Source organism: Herbaspirillum rubrisubalbicans (assembly GCF_003719195.1).
GTDB classification, from domain to species: Bacteria; Pseudomonadota; Gammaproteobacteria; order Burkholderiales; family Burkholderiaceae_D; genus Herbaspirillum; species Herbaspirillum rubrisubalbicans.
Window position 1 is genome coordinate 3,791,333 of record NZ_CP024996.1, and the last position, 18,013, is coordinate 3,809,345.

At 64.1% G+C, this 18,013-nt stretch carries 12 protein-coding genes; 1 reads left to right on the forward strand and 11 read right to left on the reverse strand.

Annotated elements, in window-relative coordinates; all coding sequences use genetic code 11:
- Positions 1–253: 253 nt before the first annotated feature.
- The 7 genes from RC54_RS16845 to RC54_RS16875 all read right to left on the reverse strand — a co-directional run bounded on the left by RC54_RS16845 (position 254) and on the right by RC54_RS16875 (position 8,279).
- Positions 254–1,453: a M20 aminoacylase family protein gene (locus RC54_RS16845; protein ID WP_058896197.1), complete on the reverse strand. Its 1,200-nt coding sequence runs from the start codon at positions 1,451–1,453 to the stop codon at positions 254–256.
- Positions 1,450–2,871, reverse strand: a complete 1,422-nt coding sequence (locus tag RC54_RS16850) for a M20 family metallopeptidase (protein WP_061790062.1) — start codon at positions 2,869–2,871, stop codon at positions 1,450–1,452. The genes RC54_RS16845 and RC54_RS16850 overlap by 4 nt, the downstream gene beginning before the upstream one ends.
- A 39-nt stretch (positions 2,872–2,910) precedes the next feature.
- Positions 2,911–3,756, reverse strand: coding sequence for an ATP-binding cassette domain-containing protein (locus RC54_RS16855; protein WP_058896199.1), 846 nt, complete (start codon positions 3,754–3,756; stop codon positions 2,911–2,913).
- On the reverse strand, positions 3,753–4,757 hold the full coding sequence (locus RC54_RS16860) for an ABC transporter ATP-binding protein (RefSeq protein ID WP_058896200.1): 1,005 nt from the start codon (positions 4,755–4,757) through the stop codon (positions 3,753–3,755). Before RC54_RS16860 ends, RC54_RS16855 begins: the two co-directional genes overlap by 4 nt.
- Before the next feature lie 36 nt (positions 4,758–4,793).
- Positions 4,794–5,723: an ABC transporter permease gene (locus RC54_RS16865; RefSeq protein WP_058896201.1), complete on the reverse strand. Its 930-nt coding sequence runs from the start codon at positions 5,721–5,723 to the stop codon at positions 4,794–4,796.
- 28 nt (positions 5,724–5,751) lie between these two features.
- Positions 5,752–6,669: an ABC transporter permease gene (locus tag RC54_RS16870; RefSeq protein WP_017451563.1), complete on the reverse strand. Its 918-nt coding sequence runs from the start codon at positions 6,667–6,669 to the stop codon at positions 5,752–5,754.
- Positions 6,670–6,740: 71 nt separating this feature from the next.
- Positions 6,741–8,279 (reverse strand): ABC transporter substrate-binding protein, encoded by a 1,539-nt coding sequence (locus tag RC54_RS16875; protein ID WP_061790063.1) that lies wholly within the window; start codon positions 8,277–8,279, stop codon positions 6,741–6,743.
- A 363-nt stretch (positions 8,280–8,642) separates the two neighbouring features.
- Between RC54_RS16875 and RC54_RS16880 the strand changes: the two genes are divergently transcribed.
- Positions 8,643–9,554 carry a LysR family transcriptional regulator gene (locus RC54_RS16880; protein ID WP_058896203.1) on the forward strand — a complete coding sequence of 304 codons (912 nt, stop codon included), beginning with the start codon at positions 8,643–8,645 and terminating at the stop codon, positions 9,552–9,554.
- A gap of 46 nt (positions 9,555–9,600) precedes the next feature.
- On the opposite strand, the gene RC54_RS16885 is transcribed toward RC54_RS16880, so the two are convergent.
- From RC54_RS16885 to RC54_RS16900, 4 genes are all read right to left on the reverse strand, one after another.
- Positions 9,601–13,341, reverse strand: coding sequence for a S8 family serine peptidase (locus RC54_RS16885; protein WP_244216363.1), 3,741 nt, complete (start codon positions 13,339–13,341; stop codon positions 9,601–9,603).
- Between the two features lie 422 nt (positions 13,342–13,763).
- Entirely contained in the window at positions 13,764–15,239 is a 1,476-nt protein-coding gene (locus RC54_RS16890) for an efflux transporter outer membrane subunit (protein WP_061790064.1), read from the reverse strand.
- Entirely contained in the window at positions 15,239–16,807 is a 1,569-nt protein-coding gene (locus RC54_RS16895; protein WP_058896205.1) for an MDR family MFS transporter, read from the reverse strand. The genes RC54_RS16890 and RC54_RS16895 overlap by 1 nt, the downstream gene beginning before the upstream one ends.
- Entirely contained in the window at positions 16,804–17,994 is a 1,191-nt protein-coding gene (locus tag RC54_RS16900; RefSeq protein WP_058896206.1) for an HlyD family secretion protein, read from the reverse strand. The genes RC54_RS16895 and RC54_RS16900 overlap by 4 nt, the downstream gene beginning before the upstream one ends.
- Positions 17,995–18,013 lie beyond the last annotated feature (19 nt).

The following is an 18,013-nucleotide window of genomic DNA, read 5'->3' on the forward strand; positions in this document are numbered from 1 at the left end:
GCGTAGGCAGGCTGCGGCTTGGCGGGCGATGCTGGGAATCGCAGGCAGGCGGCGCAGTTACGCAAAATGCAAGCAGCAGCGCTGCGCGACAATAAAAAACCCGCCAGGCTTGCGCATGGCGGGTTCAAGCTCGAATAGTCCAAGTCGAGGACGTCCTGAGGAGACTTACCTACTGTAACCATCTCCCGCCCAGCGTGGAACGAAGCATTGCTCATGCGCTTATACCGGTGACGCATAAGCGCTGGCCTGCCACTCAGTCCGCCTTGGCAGGCATCCAGCGTTCCACGAGGCGGGTCCAGTAGGCCGCGCCCACCGGGATATTGGCATCGTTGAAATCGTAGCCGGCGTTGTGCAGCATGGGCTGGCCACGGCCATTGCCCACCCGCAGGAAGCAGCCGGGACGCTGTTGCAGGAAGTAGGCGAAGTCTTCGCTGCCGGCAATCGGGCCAAAGGGGGCTATCACCTTGTCCGGCCCCACCAGTTCTTCGGCCACGCTGCGAGCGAAGTCGGTTTCGGCCTGGCTATTGACCAGCACCGGATAGCCGCGCAGGTATTCGATCTGGGCCTGGGCGCCATAGCTCTCGGCATGGCTGCTGACCAGGGCGCGGATGCGCTGCTCCAGCAGCTCGCGCACCTCGGGCTTGAAGGAACGCACGCTCAATTCCAGCGTGGCGAATTCCGGGATCACGTTGGAGGCGCGTCCGGCGTGCAGGCTGCCCACCGTGACCACCGCTGTTTCCATCGGATCGACATTGCGCGCCACCACCGTCTGCAAGGCCATCACCACGCTGGCCGCCGCCACCACCGGATCGACCGACAGGTGCGGCCGTGCCGCATGGCTGCCGCGACCGGTGATGCGGATCTTGACCGTATCGCAGGCAGCCATGAAGGGGCCGCTACGGAACATGAAGGTCCCCTCCTCCACGCCCGGATGATTGTGGATGCCGAAGACGGCGTCGCAGGGAAAACGCTCGAACAGGCCATCGGCCAGCATCTTCTGCGCACCGCTATCGAAGCCGGCCTCTTCGGCGGGCTGGAAGATCAGGTTCAAGGTGCCATCGAAACGGCGGGTGCGCGCCAGGTGCTTGGCCGCCCCCAACAGCATGGCGGTATGGCCGTCATGACCGCAGGCGTGCATCGCGCCGGGCTTGATGCTGGCCCAGTCCAGGCCGGTTTCTTCCTGGATCGGCAAGGCATCCATGTCGGCCCGCAGGCCGATGCTGCGCGTACTGCTGCCCACGCGCAAGGTCGCTACCAGGCCATTGCCGCCGATGTGGCGGGTCACCGCATAGCCCCATTCTTCCAGGCGCGCAGCCACCAGGGCGGCGGTATCGACCTCCTCGAAGGACAGCTCGGGATGCTGGTGAATGTGACGGCGCAGGCCGGTGATTTCCTCTTTCAGGTCGTGCAGGTCGGCGACCTCGCACAGCTGGTGCTCGTGGGGGTGATTCATGTCTGCTCCGGTACGGGGGCGCGGCGCGCCAGCACATCGCGGCCCTGCTCGGCCAGATCCCAGAACAGGCCGGCCATCAGTTGCAGCGACTCGCGTGAAACGCTGGCCAGTATATGCTCGTTGGGCGCGTGCTGTGAGCAGGCCGGGTAGGAGTGCGGCACCCACAGCGTGGGCAAGCCCAGTGTTTCGGAAAACACATCGTTGGGCAACGAGCCACCGAGATTGGGCAACAGCGTGGGTGTCTTGCCGGTAGTCTCCTGCAGCGAGGTCAGGCCCCAGCGCACCCATTCGTCATCGGGATCGAGCCGGGTGGCGGCGAACTGCACGCCGACCTGTTGGACCTCGACATCATCGAAACCATGTTCATCCAGATGGGCACGGATATGGTCGATGAAATGTGCATCGTCACTGCCGACCACGAAGCGGATCTGGCAATGCGCGCTGGCATGGCCGGGAATGGCATTGACCGGGGCATCCGGGTTGCCGGTCTTGAAGGCCAGCACTTCCAGCGTATTCCAGCCGAACACGCGCTCGGCCGGGCTCAGGTCGGGCTCGCCCCAATCCGGGTCGATCTCGGGATCGGTCGCCCCACCGCCCACCTTGACGTTGGCCAGCGCCTTGCGCACGCTCTGCGGCAGCGCATCCGGCAACAGCGCCGGCACGCGGATGGCGCCGCGTTCATCGACCAGGCAGGCAATCGCATGGGCCAGGCGCACACCGGGATTGCGCAGCAGGCCGCCCCAGTTGCCGGAATGGTGTGCGCCGTCGCGCAGGTGGCAGGTGAGGTCGAAATTGCAGCCGCCGCGCGAGCCGAGGAACATGGTCGGCGTCGGCGCATTCACACGCGGCCCATCGGAGGCGATGAAGAGGTCAGCCTGCAGGCGTTGCGCATATTGCTGGCAGACCTCGTTCAAACCGGGCGAGCCGTTTTCCTCGCCCATCTCCAGGATCAGCTTGACGTTGTAGCCCAACTGGCCGCCGCGCACCTTCATCACTTCTTCCAGGGCGGCAAAGTTGATGGTGTGCTGGGCCTTATTGTCGGCGATCCCGCGTCCATACCAGCGCTCGCCTTCGACCACGATCTCCCACGGCGAGAGGCCGGCGCGCCATTGCTTGTCATAGCCGCGCACCACGTCGCCGTGGCCATAGGTCAGGACCGTGAAGGCCGCGCCCGCTTCGCTGCGCTCTGCGATCAAGAAGGGGCCACCGCCGGCCACCGGGTTGTCGATCACCTCGCACTGGAAACCCAGGGTCTGCAGGTAAGGCGTGATTTCCTGGTGCAGGTAGTCGTAGAGGATAGGCAGGCTGGCCGGCTCCTGGCTTTCGGTACGGATGGCCACGCGGCGCTTCAAGGTGTCCATGAAACGGCCTTCGTCGAAGTAGGCTTGTACGCCGGCGATGGCTTGTGCTCTGCTCATGCTGCTGCTCCTGTGTCGTTGTCGTTTTGCTTCATCTTTTCATGCGGCCGCAGCCAGCGCCGGGATGCCCAGGCCCGGTTCGGGCGTCAGCGCCGAGGCCAGCAACATGCGGGTATAAGGGTGTTGCGGGTTGCTGAAGATTTGTTCACGGCTCTGACATTCCACGATGCTGCCCTTGTTCATCACCGCCACCCGGTCCACCAGGTGTTCCACCACGCCCAGGTCATGGCTGATGAAGAGATAGGTCAGGCCGAACTCGGCCTTCAGGTCCAGCAGCAGGTTGAGGATCTGCGCCTGCACCGACACGTCCAGCGCCGAGGTCGGTTCATCGCAGATGAGGATGTCGGGGCGCAGGATCAGCGCGCGCGCAATGGCCACCCGTTGGCGCTGGCCGCCCGAGAGCTGGTTGGGATACTGGAGGTGGGTGCGCTCGGGCATCCCCACCAGGTCGAGGATGTCCTTGACCTTGCGGCTGCGCTCGGCGGCGTTGCCGAGGCCATGCAGCTTCAAGGGCAGGCCGACGATCTCACCCACGGTCTTGCGCGGATTCAACGATGAATACGGGTCCTGGAAGATCGGCTGGATATGCCGCGCATGTTCACGCCGCTGGGTCGGATCGACTTCCTGGCCATTGATGAGCACATTGCCCGAACTCGGCGCCAACAGGCCCAGCAGCATCTTGGCCAGGGTGCTCTTGCCGCAGCCGGATTCGCCCACCAGACCCAGGGTCTCACCGCGATACAGGCGCAGCGAGACGTCATTGACGGCCTTCAGTTCGCCTGGAGGTTGGAACAAGCCACGTTTGATCGGATATACCTTGGACAGCGCGCACAGCTCCAGCGCGATATCGTCCAACGGCACCGGGGGCAAGGTCTGGGTCGTCATGCTGCCACCTCCATCTCGGAAACCGGAACATCCAGCTTGCAGCAGCGCGCCTGGTGCGGCGCGTTGCGAGGACCCTGCTGCATCATGGGCGGATCGCTCTCGCAAGCACCATCGGCCAGCGCGCAGCGATTGCGGAAGGCGCAGCCGCTGACCTGGCCCACCAGGCTGGGCACCACGCCGGGAATGGCTTGCAGGCGGCTGCCCGGCAACGTCTTGCCACGCACCGGAATGCAGTTGAGCAAGCCGCGCGTGTAGGGATGGCGCGGCTGGGCGAACAGTTGCGCCACATCGGTGGTTTCCACCACCTGCCCCGCATACATCACCGCCACCCGGTCGGCGATGCGCGAGACCACGCCCAGGTCGTGAGTGATGAAGATGACGGCGGTACCGAACTCCTGTTGCAGTTCGCGGATCATGCGCAGGATCTGGGCCTGGATGGTCACGTCCAGGGCGGTGGTGGGTTCATCGGCGATGATCAGGTCGGGACTGCACATGAGCGACATGGCGATCATCACGCGCTGGCGCAGGCCGCCCGAGAGCTGGTGCGGATACTGGCGCAGGCGGTCTTCGGCATTGGCAATGCCGGTGCGATGCAACAGGTAGAGTGCGCGCTCGCGCGCTTCGCCACGGGTCACGCCGGGTTGCTGCAACATGGCCTCGCAGAGTTGATTGCCCAGCGTGTAGGAGGGATTGAGCGAGGTCATCGGCTCCTGAAAGATCATCGACATGCGCTTGCCGCGCAATTGCATCCGCTGCTTTTCGCTCATGCCATTCAGATCGGCGCCGTCGAACAGAATATGGTCGGCACTGCATTGCGCCTTGCGCGGCAGCAATCCCATCAGGGCCAACGAGGTCATGGACTTGCCGCAGCCGGACTCGCCGACCAGGCAGAGCATCTCTCCACGCCGCACCTGGAAATCGATGCCGCGCACGGCGTGCAACATGCCGTTCTCGGTGGGTAGGTCCACCTTCAGGTTCTTCACGTCCAGCAATACACTCATGGTCTGCTCCTTGGGTACGGTGGGTGCGTGGGGATTTCAGTTACGGCCATCGGGCGCATTCACATCGCGCAGGCCATCGCCGACCAGGTTGATGGCCAGCACCAGCAACGCCAGCGCCACGCCGGGAATGACGATCACCCACGGCTTGAAGAACATGTAGGTCTTGCCCTCGGCCACCATCAGGCCCCAGGACGGCGTGGGCGGCTGTACGCCCAGCCCCAGAAAGGACAGCGTGGCTTCCAGCAGGATGGCGTGGGCCATCTCCAAGGTCGCCACCACGATCAAGGCGCCCATGATGTTGGGCAGGATCTCGCGCAGCAGGATGTAAGGCGTGGAGGCGCCGATGGCCTTGGCCGCCGCGATGAATTCGGCATCGCGCAACTGCTGCGTGGCCGAGCGCGTGACCACGGCAAAGCGGTCCCACAGCAGCAGGCCCAACAACACGATCACCACCTTCAACGAACCACCCACCAGCGAGGCCATGGCCAGCGCCACCAGCACCACCGGCATGGCCAGGCGGGTAGTGATGAGGTAGCTGATGACGGCATCGGTGCGTCCGCCGAAGTAGCCGGCCAGCACGCCCAGAGTGGTGCCGATCAGGCCCGAGATCAGCGCGGCGGCGACGCCGATGGTCAGCGAGACGCGGGCGCCGAAGATCAGGCGCGAGAGGTAATCGCGGCCCAGCTTGTCGGTGCCGAGGATGTGTTCCCAACTGCCCTGGGCCTGCCACACGGGCGGGATCAGGCGCGCGGTGACATCCTGATCGAAGGGATCATGGGGCGCCAGCAACGGTGCAAAGATCGCCGCCAGCACGATCACGGCGAGCACGGCGGCGCCCAGCATCAGGCCGCGATGGCCGAGCAGGCGACGCAACTGGCGGCGCCAGGCAGGTAGCGGCGGCAGTGCCGCTTGCAGCACGGGAGTGGAGGTCATGGTGGGAGGGGTGGCAGTAGTGATCGCATTCATGGCAGATTCCTGATGATCGATAGCGACATCAACGGGTACGGATGCGCGGATCGAGCAGCGCATTGATGACATCAGCCAGGAAGGTCAGGCCGATGTAGAACATGGCGATGATCAGCACCACCGCCTGCACCACCGGATAGTCATTGCGCGAGATGGCATCCCAGGCCAACTGCCCCAGGCCCTGCATGGAATACACCGATTCGATCACCACCGAGCCGCCCAGCATGAAGCCCAACTCCACCGCCGCCAATGCCACCACCGGAATGACGGCATTGCGCAGCGCATGTTTGAACACCACCCGCGACTTGGAGAGGCCCTTGGCGCGGGCAGTGCGGATGTAATCCGACCCCAGCACTTCCAACATCCCCGAGCGGGTCAGACGCATCATGGCCGGCATGGCGTAATAGCCCAGCGCCACTGCCGGCAGGATGAAGTGCTGCCAGCTCTCATTGCCCGCCACCGGCAGCCAGTGCAGGGTGACCGCGAAGATCAGTATCAGCGTGAGGCCGAACCAGAAGCTGGGCATGGCCTGCCCTACTACGGCGATCAGCAGCGCGATGCGGTCCAGCCAGGTATCGCGGTAGATGGCCGCCAGCACGCCCAGCGGGATGGCCGTGAGGATAGCCAGCAACAAGGCGCTGCCGCCGAGCTTGAAGGTGATCGGCAGACGTTCGGTGATCATTTCCATCACCGGCCCCTGGAAGTAGAAGGAATTGCCGAAATCAAGCCGCACGGCACGCCCCAGCCAATCCATGTATTGCGTGGCCATGGGACGGTCCAGGCCGAACTGGGTACGCACCGATTCGACCTGGGCGGCGGTGGCTTCCGGCCCGGCGATGGACACCGCCAGGTCGCCCGACATGTGCAGCAGCGTGAAGCTGACGATGGAGACCGTCAGCGCCACGCACAGGGCGATGGCCAGGCGGCGCAGGATGTAGATCAACATGGCGTCCCTTCCTTGCAGAGGCTAGTCATGAGGCATGGTGAAGGGGCGAGCCCGGCGGCGCACCCCGGCGCTTACTTCCAGGACGCTTCGTAAAAGCGCGGCAGCTCATCGGGATAGCCCTGGAACTTGAGCTGGGCGTTGTAGGCGTAATAGGTCGAGTAGGAGAACATCGGTGCGATGTAGGCCTGCTTGGAAATCAGTTCCAATGCCTTGGAGTAGTTGGCCTTGCGCACGGCCGGATCGATCGAAGTGTCGGCGGTCTGCAGGTATTGCTGCAGTTGCGGATCCTTGGTGATGTCGTCCGCACTACCCTTGAAATAGACACCAGCGAAGGCCGAGGTATCGTTCATCGAGAACGAGCCCCAGGAATAGAAACTCATGGGCGTCTTGCCGCTGCGGTACTCGGTCTGCAGGGCGGCGAACTTCATGTAGTGCAGGCGCGCACGGATGCCGACCTTGCGCAGGTCGCCGATGATGGCTTCGGCGATTTCACGTTCGCGATAGGCATAGATGTCGGTATCGAAGCCGTTGGGATAACCGGCTGCCGCCAGCAATTCCTTGGCCTTGGCCGGGTTGTAGTCGTACTTGATGGCGGCATTGCTGTCGCAACCGAACTGGGTGCGGAAGCAGGCCGTATAGACCGGCTGGCTGCCGCCACGCATGAGGTTGTCGGCATAGCCCTTGCGATTGATCGCATAGTTGACCGCCTGGCGCACGCGCACATCCTTGAAGGGCGAATTGGGGGCCGAGCTACCGGTCACATCCAGGGTGATGAAACCGACCCGCATGGTTTCGCCGCTCTGCACGGTCAACTTGGGATTGGTCTTGAGGGAATCGGCCTGGTCCGGCGGCACGCGCCAGATCCAGTCGATGGCGCCGGTCATCAGTTGCGCGGCACGGGTTTCCGGATCAGGGATCACCACGAACTTGATGTTGCCGATGGAAGGTTGGCCCTGCGGGCTATCCTTGAAGTAGTTGGTGTTCTTGACCAGGGTCACGCCCTGCCCTGGCGTGACGCTGGTGACCTTGTAGGGACCGGTGCCGATGGGCGCCTTGGAAAAGCCTTCCAGGCCGACCTTCTTGAAGTAGGCGGCGGGATAGATAGGCAAGGGGCCCGCCAGATATTCCAGCGCCGCCGGGAACGGGCCCTTCAGGTTGATGCGCACCTGGTACTCGCCCAGTTTGTCCACGCTCTTGATCCAGTCGGTGTTCTGGCGCGTGACCGCCTTGGATTCAGGCGAGACCGCATAGTTGAAGGTGAACACCACATCGTCGGCACTGAACTTGTCGCCATTCTGGAATTGCACGCCCTGGCGCAAGTCCAGCACCAGCGCGGTGGGCGATTCCCACTTCCAGGCGGTGGCCAGTTGCGGCTTGTATTCGTTGGTCTTGGGATCGCGGTAGATCAGCGTATCCCAGATCAAGTGCGCCAGGATCACGCCTTCACGCAGGTTGTTGTGGTACTGGCTGATGTTCTCGACTTCGCTGTCGGAGGCATAGACCAGGGTGTCGTTGGCCTTGTTGGCATGGGCGGCCAAGGCCGTCAAGGCCCCGCCCACCAACACTGCACAGCGCGACCAGCCCATGATGGATTTGCGTATTGCGTTCATTCCAGCCCCTTAGTTCGAAGAAGAGATGTTTGAAAAAAACCGCGACGTCGAAGGGCATACTAGGCTAGGATTAATCGATGCCGCAATTATAGAATTTCTATGTCTGCGTTGCTTTTTAAGGAAGGCATGGATGCTGCACCACAATGTAGCCACCCCGATGAAAGGCGCATCGCCACTGGGTCGCGGGCCTTGAAGCAGGTGCAGCATCGCAGTGCGTGACAGGCACGCCAGGACTGCACCAAAGGCGTGAGGTGCGCACCAAATAAACCATGGAAATTTGTACCGCACTGTTCATGCCGTGCTGGTCAGCATTGGTCATTCTTTACCCAAACAAGCGGTTGCCAGCCGCCAACGAGACAGCACATGAAATCACATCACCTGCAAGAGACTGCCCTGCGTTACTTCCTGGAAGTGGTGCGCTGCGGCTCCATCAGCGAGGCCTCGCAACGCCTCAATGTGGCCAGCTCGGCCATCAGCCGCCAGATCAGCAGCCTGGAAGAAATCCTCGACACGGTCTTGTTCGAGCGCCGTCCGCGCGGCATGGTGCTCTCGGCAGGAGGCGAGATGCTGGCGGCCCATGCGCGCAAGATGGCGCTGGAAGCCGACCGCGTGGTGGCCGACCTGCAGGCCTTGAAGGGCTTGCGCAGCGGGCGCGTGCGGCTGGCATCCTCGGAGGGCTTTGCCATCGATTTCCTGCCGCGCGTGATCAATACCTTCCAGAAACAATATCCGGGTTTCGTGTTCCAGCTCTTCGTGGGGATACCGACCATGGTGGCGCGCCAGGTGCGCGAAGGCAATGCCGACATCGGGCTGACCTTCTCGCGCCTGCCCGAGCCGGAAATCAAGGTGGTGCATCGCCAGCCCGGACCGATTGCGCTGGTCATGCGCAACGACCATCCACTGGCGCGCTTTCGCCATCTCTCGCTGGCCCAGCTCAAACCCTATCCGATGGCCCTGCCCGACCCCACCACCACGCTGCGGCAATTGTTCGACATCGCCTGCAGTCGCCAGCAGGTGGTAATCGAACCGGTGATGACCAGCAACTACATCCAGTCGCTGCACAACTACGTGCTGGACAACGATGCGATTTCCATCACCGGTGACGTCACCGTGCGTTATCGCATCGAACGCGGCGAATTGAGCATGAGGCCGATCCGTGATTGCCCGGTCGATGGCCGTTTCGTGGAAGTGCAGACCCTGGCCGGACGCACCTTGCCGCGCAGCGTGGAAATCTTCCTTGATTACCTGGTGACGGAATTGAGCAAGGATCTGTGACCGCCACCCGACCGCCGCCATCGCGGCCGGGGGGCATATCAGGCGTTCAGAAACGCCAACCGGCCTTGAGCGCGGCGGACTGGTTGATGAAACCGCTGCGGCCTTCAGCATCCAAGCGCAACGTGATGTCAGCCGTCGCCATCAGCTGGTAGCGATAGCTCACGCCCGCCTTGAACAGCCACGCCGAGCGGGCCGTACCGGGTGCGGTAAAGGCTTGCCCCGGCGCCCCGGCGTAGGTGGCGACCAAGTCATCGCGGTCGTTGATGGCATCGTAGCTGGCACCGAGGTAGCTGCTGATCTGGGAGGCGGCTGTCACAGCGTAGTTCAACCGCGTGCTCACGCCCAGCAACAAGGCCTGGCTGCGCTTGCCTTGTACCGACAAACTCAGATCACCTGCCCCGCTCTCAGCGTAGGCTGGGCTTTGCAGGCGGGTGTAGTCGAGCTGCAAGGCAGGTACCAGACCCAATACTTCACTCAAGGGCAACGTGTGCGACACATTTGCACCCACATGCGCACTCCAGCTGTGATAGCGGCTGCTGGCGATGCGGTTCAGACCACCGAACTGCAGATCGCGGCTCAGGCGGTTGCCGATCCAGCCCAGATCAGCCTGCCAGCCCAGCGCCAGCTCGCCCAGCGCCACGCTGCCATATAGGGCCAGCATGTTGGATTCGATGCGGCCGCGACTGCCGGTGCCGGTGATGGCGGTGTTGCCGCTGGTGCGGGTGCCGGCATAGGCGTAGGAGATGCCAACGCGTCCGCGCTCCAGTTCCATCTCGGCGCCGGCAGCCATGCCCCAGGTGCTGGCACTGAACCCGGACGCGCCGCCCCGGTCGCCCTGGTTGGTACGCGATTCGAAGGGCATGATCCAGACTTGGCGGTCCGCCCCTGCCTCGCCGTAGGCCAGGCCGCTGCCAGCGCCTACGCCTACGCCATCGATGCCGGAAGAGCCGGTCTCGACGCGCGTGGCGATGACCCGATTGAGTGAGGCTTGGCTACCACGAATGGCACTGGCGCTATCGTTCCTGGGCAGGGTCTGGCTGGCCGCACGCATCAGGCTGGCGGCATCAGGCAACCGACCCAGCGCAGTGACGACCTGGGCCATGTCACCGCTGGATGGATGCTGGATCTGCCGGTCCAGCACTGGCGCCACCGGCGTAGCGGCAACTGCGGAGGCGATTGCCAGAGAGGTTCGGAATGCTGGTGGTGGCGCTACCAGCGTACTTGCTACCGGGGTGCTTGCTGCGGGCTTGCTTGCCACCGGAGTACTTGCCACCGGAGTACTTGCTGCCGGAGTACTTGCTGCCGGAGTACTTGCTGCCGGAGTGCTTGCTGTCGGAGTGCTTGCTGTCGGAGTACTTGCTGTCGGCGTGATGACGGCAGCTGGAGCCGCTGCCACAGTGGCAGGTGCCAGGGTATCCTTGACCACCTGCTGGATGCTGACCACATCGACGATGTTCAGGTCCACCGCGTTATTCGCAACCACAGGCCGGAAGTCGAACAGCAGCGAATTGTCGGAGACGTTCAGGCTCGGCGCACTGAGGCTGCCGGCCGTGATGACGCCGCCCAGTGTCTGGCCGCGTGCCAGCGTCGCGGCCTTGCTCACGTCAACCGCCAGTCGAGCACCCGAGGCGAAGCTGGCCGTGCCAGTGACGGCCAGCTTGCCGTATTGGGTCGCACTGGCCACACCTACGGTCAGGATCTGCTCCGAGGTCTGGGCAAAGGATGGCACGCTGAGGGTACCGGCAGCGATGGTGGTATTGCCGCTGTAGCGGACCGGACCGAGCACACGCAGCGTGCCCTCGCCTTGCTTGACCAGACTACCCTTGCCGCTGCCGTCAGCGATGCCGGCGTTGAGCGTGAGCGTGAAGGCCTGGGTATCGATGCGCCCTTCGCCATGGAGGCTGACTGCATTGCCCAGCGCGAGCCCATCCGCAGCGGCACGCAGGGTGGTGCCATCGTTCATGCCCAAGGCGCCGCTGCCCAGCGCCGTCGCCGACGCCACCGCCAGCGTACCGCCCTCCAGACGGGTGCCCCCGGAATAGCTATTGTTGCCGGACAGCGTGAGAACGCCGGCGCCGCTTTTGACCAAGGTCCCCACGTAGTCGGCATCGGTCTTCTTCTGGACCGCATCGAGGTAGGCGGTCTGCCCCTTGTAGTTGCCCAGTGCCAGGTTGGCGGCAACCATATCGGTGTCGGTAGAGAGCACGTAGGTCAGCAACTGCTCCTTGCTCAACAACGCTCCCGTGCCGGATTGCTTGAGAATGGCCGCGGCCAAGGGATTGGCAGCGACCGCCTTGTCGGCATTCTGGAAGGCGGTATTGTCTTCCTTCTTCTTGCTGGCCTGGTAGGTGGCATTGCGCTGGGCGCGCGTCTGCACCAGCGCCAGGGCAGCATCGTAGCCGCTGTTGACGCGGCTGGTGACCTGGGCGGTGGCACTGTCCACCGCCGCCTGAAGGGTGCTCACCGACAAGGCCTGCCAGGCTGCCAGTTGGGCCTTTTCTTCGCTCTTGCGCTGGACCAAGGCGGCCTCGGAGATGTCGTTGCTCCAAGTATCGCTGCGGCCGCTGCCAATGTTGGCATTGAAGACGCCCAGTAGTTGCGCCGGTCCATTCAAGGCTTTCTTCAAATCGGGCAGGCCCCAGCCGAACATGGCGTTGGGCACATCGACCGCGCCACCGCCCAGGTGGGTGGAGGTAGTCAGCAGGATGGTGCGGATGGCCTGGTTGTCGAGGTCGGGGTAGCGCTCCATCAGTACACCCAAGGCGCCGGTGACATGGGGCGCGGCCATGGAGGTGCCGGAGGCGTTCACCAGAGCAGTGTCGGACGTGATGTTCAGGCTGGGGATGGCCGAGCCCGGTGCCGACAGGCACCAGTACTTGGCCAGGCCGCACTGGTTGGAAAAGCTGGGCAGGACCGAGCTGGCGTTGACGGCGGCTACCGCAATCCAGTTCTGTTCCAGCTCCGGCCTGAAATACGGCAGGGCCGAGCGGATGTTGACGTTGCTCTTACTGCTATTGCCCGCCGCCCACACCATGAGGGTATTGGATGCTTGCGCCACGTCGGCTGCCGCATCCAGCCAGCTCTTCTTGGCGCCACCCTGCAGGCGCTGGTAGGCCGCCGCCACGCCGCCGATGGAGCCGAAGTCATCGCGCGAATCAGGGCTGCCCCAGCTACTGTTGATGACGCGCACACCGGCGCTGGCGAGGTTGCCATAGGCCGCCTTGAAGTAGTTGTAGTCCATGTTCACGCCATAGACCGAACTGTCGGTGCCGTTGGTATTGGTGATGTAGTAGTCGCTGGCGAAGGCCACGCCCATGATGCCCGCGCCATTCTTGGCCGCGGCAATGGAGCCGGAAACATGACTGCCGTGCTTGTCGTTGAGCGTGCTCACTGCACCGGTGGTGCTGAAGGCGTCACCGGCTTTCCAGGGCTGGCTGCCATTCTGGTATTGCGACCCATCGTTGGCATAGGTGCCGATGACGGCCAGGGCCTTGACGTTGCGACTGACGAATTCGGCATGCGTCAGCAAGAGCCCCGAATCGACCGAACCCAGCTTGATGCCCAGACCCGAGAACCCGGCCGCGTAGGCATACTGGGCATTCATCGCGCCCAAGCCCCAATCGGTCTTGAATTCGCTATTGGCGGCCCAACTGGCCACGGCGGCGGCGACATCGGTGCTGCTGCTGCCGTCATAGTTGACGTAGCTCTGGGCGCTGGCCGGCAGGCCCAGGGTCAGCAGTACAGCGCCGCAGAGGCGCTTCTTTTGCAAACCCGCCGTTGACGTCATCGTGGCTTGCCTTGACGGCTTCTTTTTATTCGTCATCTTCCCTTCCTAGGTCGATCATGTGGAATTGGCCAGGTGATCGGGAATGCCAGTCCGACCCCGTCCTTGTTGTCGTCTCCCTGATGCCGGCTGATACCGGCCTTTTTGTAGGGGCGCATTGTCGGGGGCCTACGCCGTTCTGGACATTGTCTTTTGGTGCTGTCCAGACCAGGAAAAGCTGAAGCTTTTTGCATCACGTCAGCACGTGAAGACAGGAATAAAAAGCGCGGGAATGCCACCTGGACGCAGGTACGGGCTGCTGCCAACGCCGTTGCACGGCGCTGGAGAAGGTGGGAGAAAAAGGGGAAAGAGAGAGGGACGAGAGAGGGACTACTGGCCAGCAGCGAACCAGGTCGCTGCCGGCATGAGCAACAATAAGCCTGAGATCAGCTCTGCTGGTCTGACCAGCCCAGGCCCAGGGCCTTCTGGATGCCGACGAAACTGCGCGTCAGATTGGCCTCGGCCTGCAGCAGGTTCTGCTGGGCGGTGATCTGCTGGCGCGTGGTATCGAGCAATTCGATCAAGGTACCGGTACCGGCCTGGTAACGCTGGCGCGCCAGTTCCAGGGCGCGATCGGCAGAAGCCTTGGTACGCGCCAAGGTGGCCACCGTGACGCGGCCATAGCGGAAGCGCGACAAGGAATCCTCGGCGTCGCGCAAGGCTTCCAGCACGGCTTGGCGGTACTTCATCTCGGCTTCGTCACGCACCCTCTCGGCTTGCGTGACGCGCGCCTTGGCGCGGCCGAAGTCGAGGAAGTTCCAGCTCAGCATCGGTGCACCGATGGCGGCGAAATCATCCAGTCGGGTCAGGTCCGAAGGATGCGTGCCACCCAGGCCGATCACCCCAAACAGTTTCAGGCTGGGATAGCGCGCCGCCTCGGCCTGGCCGATCTTGGCAGTGTCGGCCGCCAACGTGCGTTCGGCGGCGCGCACGTCGGGTCGACGCCGCAGCAGGGTCACCGGATCGCCTACTGCGACCTGCTGCGGTGGCAACGGCACAGGCGCGGTGGCCGTGAGTTCATTATCGAGCGTGCCAGGCTCCTGGCCCAGCAGCGTAGCTAGCTGGTTCAGGTAGGCCTCACGATCGGCTTGCAGGGGGATCAGGTCGGCGCGGCTGGCGTCGAGTTGGTTCTGGATGCGGATCTGCTCCAGCGAAGAGGCCGTGCCGCGTGCCACGCGCTGGCTGGTGAGCTTGAGCATCTGCTCCTGTGCCTGCACCGCCTGTTCGCCCAGGGCCAGGCGCTGCTGAAGGTCACGCAGGCTGATGTAGGCATTGGCCACTTCGGCGGCCAGGCTGACCTGGACATCGGCCAGCGACGCCTCGGCGGCTTGCGCGGTGGCGCCTGCGGCCTGGATGGCGCGGCGGTGGGCACCGAAGAGGTCGGCTTCCCAAGTGGCATCGAAGCCCGCACTGTAGAGATTGGCGCTGGTGGCCGAACCATTGCCGGAACTGGAGCCGCCGGTGAGCGCACCGAGGTTGGCCGGTGGCAGGCGCGCATGGCCGGCTAGCGCCGAGGCGCCGACGCTGGGGGCGGAGTTGGCCTGTTCCAGCTCCAGCCCGGCGCGCGATTGCTGCAGGCGGGCGCGGGCGATGCCGAGATTGGGATTGGCTTGCAAGGCGCGTTCAATGAGGCTGTCGAGTTCCGCATCGTTGAGACCTTGCCACCAGCGGTTCACCGGCATGGCGGTAGTGGCACTATCGCCAGCGCGCACGAAGTGGCCCCTATGCGCAGCCTGCGGTGCGGCTTCGGGCGGGCCGGCGTATTCCGGGCCGAGCGCACAGCCGGCCAGCAACGCAGCCGCTGCCAGGGCGATCAGGCGGGCGCGGGGAAAGAAAGAATCGGTCTTGTACATAATCATCATCAATGAGAAGCCACCGGTGCGGCGTTGGTTGGCAAGGGGCGCAGGAACAGCACCAGCGGCGTGACGCAGACGATGGCCACGCCCAACAACCAGAACAGGTCGGCATAGGTCATGGTCAGCGCCTGGGCCTGGATGGTGGCGCCCATGAGCTGGATCGCTACGTCCTGGCCACCCAGCAGGTGCGCTTGGGCCGCGATGCTGGACTGCACCAGGTCGGAATTGGCAGAGAGGCTCTCTTCCAGGCGCCGGCTATGCAGCCACAGGCGCTGGTCCTGGATCACGGCGATGGCCGCCAGCGCCAGCGAACCGCCCAGGTTGCGCGCCGCGCTATAGAGCCCGGAAGCGTCACCGGCCTGCGCGGGCGGCACCGAGCGGATCGCCGCCTGGTTCAGGAACAGCATGGCCAGCACCGTACCCAAACCGCGCATCAACTGCGAGGCGACGAAGGAGCCGCCGTAGGACAAAGGACTCAGGTCGGTTTCGAGGAAGGCCGAGGTCGCCAGCAGCAGGAAGCCGGTTCCCACCGCGATGCGGATATCGACCCGCCGCATCAGCAAGGGCGTGAAGGGCATCATCAGGATCATCGGCACCCCCGAGAGCAGCACGATCCAGCCCGACTGCAGCGAGTTGTAGCCGGCAATGCCGGAGAGGAACTGCGGGATCACGTAGGCGGTGCCATACAGCGCCACGCCGACGATCATGGCCATCATCACCACCGAGCCGAACTGGCGGTCGCGCAACAAGCGTAACTGGATCACCGGGTGACGCGAGCGCATCTGACCGATGGCCAGGAGGATGAAGCCCAGCAAGGACGTGGCGGCTAGCCAGCGGATGTCGGGCGAAGAGAACCACTGCTCGCGCTCGCCCTCCTCCAGCACCACCGTCAGACCGCCCAGCCCCAGCGCCAGGCCGGCGATGCCGAACCAGTCGGCCTGGGCCAATTGCTCGAACTTGGGACGTTCATAGGGAATAGCCACCAGCAGCAAGGTGATGAGCGCTGCCCCCACCGGCAGGTTGATGAAGAAGGCGTAGTGCCAGCTCACGTTCTCGGTCAGCCAACCGCCCATCACCGGCCCCAGCACCGGACCCAGGATGGCGGTAGCGCCGAACATGGCATTGCCCACCGGTTGCTGTGAGCGCGGAAGTCGGGTGGCGATGATGGTCATGGCCGTAGGAATGAGCGCACCACCGGTAAAGCCCTGCCCGACCCGCCCGATGATCATCATCGGCAGCGTGGTGGACAGACCGCACAGCACCGAGAACAGCGTGAACAGGCTGGCCGCAGTAAGCAGCAGCACGCGCAGGCCCAGCAGTCGTTCCAGCCAGGCCGACATGGGAATGATGACGATCTCGGCCACCAGGTAAGCGGTGGCGATCCAGGTACCTTCGGTGCCGGAAGCGCCGATCTCGCCCTGGATGGTAGGCAGTGAAGAGTTGACGATGGAAATATCCAGCGTGGCCATGAGCGCCCCCAGGGTGCCGGCCGCCACCGCCAGCCAGGCGGCGGCATCGGCCTTTTCTTCCTGCGCGCCCGGACCGGCTAGCGGCTTGGCGGGGGCGCTACTCACTGCGGCTCCGTGCCGGTGGCATTGGTTTCGCTGTTGCGCTCGCGCAGGGTGCGCAGTTCATCCTTGGCGCCAATGGTATTGACTTCTACCGTCACCGACAGGCCGGCCACGAAGGCGCGAGTTTGTTCCGGGGTGGCGTCAATGGCCACCCGCACCGGGACGCGCTGGACGATCTTGGTGAAGTTGCCGGTAGCATTCTGCGGCGGCAGCAGCGAGAACTGAGCGCCGGTGCCAGGCGAGAGACTCTCTACATGGCCCCGGAATTCCACACCCGGCAAGGCATCGACCTTGATGGTGGCGGGCTGGCCGATGCGCATGATGCCGATCTGGGTTTCCTTGAAATTGGCGTTGACGTAGAAGCGCGTCGGCACCACGGTCATCAAGCGCGTGCCGGCCGAGACGAACTGACCGACCCGCACCTGCTTGTCGCCGATGCGGCCATCGACACTGGCGCGGATCTCGGTATAGCCGAGATTGACGCTGGCCGCGTCATACTGGGCCTTGGCCGTTTCGCCCTGGGCCTGGGCCTGACGCACCTGCGCCTGCAGCGAACGCACGCGCAACTGGGCCGCTTCCAATGCTGCGCGACGCGCTGCCAGGGTGCTGCGTGCCTGGGCCTGCTGGTTGCGCAGGGTGGTCAGGCGTTCGCGGGTTTCGGCGCCGCTGGCCGCCAGCGGGGTGTAGCGCTCGACCTCGGCGGTGGCGAAGCGATCATCATCCTGGGCGGCCGCCAACTGGGCCTTGGCCTGGTCGATGGCGGCCTGCTGCTCGGCCAGTTGCGCGGTGGCGGCTTCTTCGCTGGCGGCGGCGGCGTCGATCTGGGCCTTGGCCTGGGCGGCCTGGGCCGAATAGTCGCGGGCATCGATGCGCACCAGCGGCTGACCGGCCTTGACGACCTGGTTGTCGGCCACCATCACCTGGTCCACATAGCCGGTGACCTTGGACGAAACGGTCACGCTATCGGCCTGGACGAAGGCATCGTTGGTGCTTTCCAGGTACTTGCCGCGGAACTGGTAGTACAGCACCCAGGCCACCACGATCACCAGCACCAGCAGGCCCAGAGCGCGCAGCACGAAGCGGGCGCGTGGGCTCATGCGTTTCTTGGGGGGCGTGTTGTTGCTGTCGGTGGAGGCGGATTGGGGCTGCGGTGGCTGGGCTTCTGGGTTGCTGGAGATGGCGTCGGTCATCTTTTTTGTCCTAATATCG